The following is an 812-nucleotide window of genomic DNA, read 5'->3' as shown; positions in this document are numbered from 1 at the left end:
TTGCGTATGTGCGGGGCGATGGACGCCACGTGGCCGCGCCGCCTCCCCGTCGCGGCGCGCGGCGATGCTAGCAGCGCGGGCGGGCGACTTCGCATTGGCCTCACATTCGCGCCGCGCATGGGACATCGGCCCGCGGCAGGCTGCGCGCACGGCCCGTGCCGGGCCGCGATCCGACTCCGATGCGAGGCATGACCATGACGAACGCTCCCCGATCCGCCGCCACCTGGCCCGGCAGCACGCTGCGCCGGCTGATGTGGGGTGCCGCGGCCGCGCTGCTGCTCGCGCCGGCGGTGGCCATGCAGCTGACCGACGAGGTGCACTGGACCGCGCTGGACTTCGTCTTCATGGGCGTGCTGCTCGCCGCCGCCGGCGCGGCCATGGAGGTGGGCATGCGCCTGTCGGGCGACGGCTTCCACCGTGCCGGCATGGCCGCGGCGGTGGGCGGGGGCTTCGTGCTGGTCTGGGCGAACGCGGCGGTGGGGCTGGTGGGCAGCGAGGCCGACGCCTTCAACCTGCTCTACTTGGGCGTGGTGGCCGTGGCGATCGCCGGCGCGGTGCTGGCGCGGCTGCGCGCGGCGGGCATGGCCCGTGCCATGGCGGCCACGCTCGCCATGCACCTGGCCATCGGCGCCGCGGCGCTGGCCACCGGGCGCGGCGACGGCGTGGCCGAAGTCGCGGGCGTGACCGCCGTGTTCGCCCTGCCCTGGCTGCTGGCCTGGGGCCTGTTCCGCGCCGCTGCCGGCCGGGCCGCCCATGCCGCGCCCTGAGCGGGGGGCGCCGGAAGCAGCGACATCGGCACCCACAGCATCGTC

At 76.5% G+C, this 812-nt stretch carries 1 protein-coding gene; it reads left to right on the top strand.

Going from position 1 to position 812, the window contains the following annotated elements; genetic code table 11:
- Window positions 1-188: 188 nt before the first annotated feature.
- On the top strand, window positions 189-767 hold the full coding sequence (locus EYQ95_RS26250; RefSeq protein WP_132332190.1) for a hypothetical protein: 579 nt from the start codon (window positions 189-191) through the stop codon (window positions 765-767).
- The last annotated feature ends 45 nt before the right edge of the window (window positions 768-812 follow it).

This window comes from Lysobacter sp. N42 (genome assembly GCF_004344885.1).
This window is presented reverse-complemented; position numbering and strand designations above follow the sequence as displayed.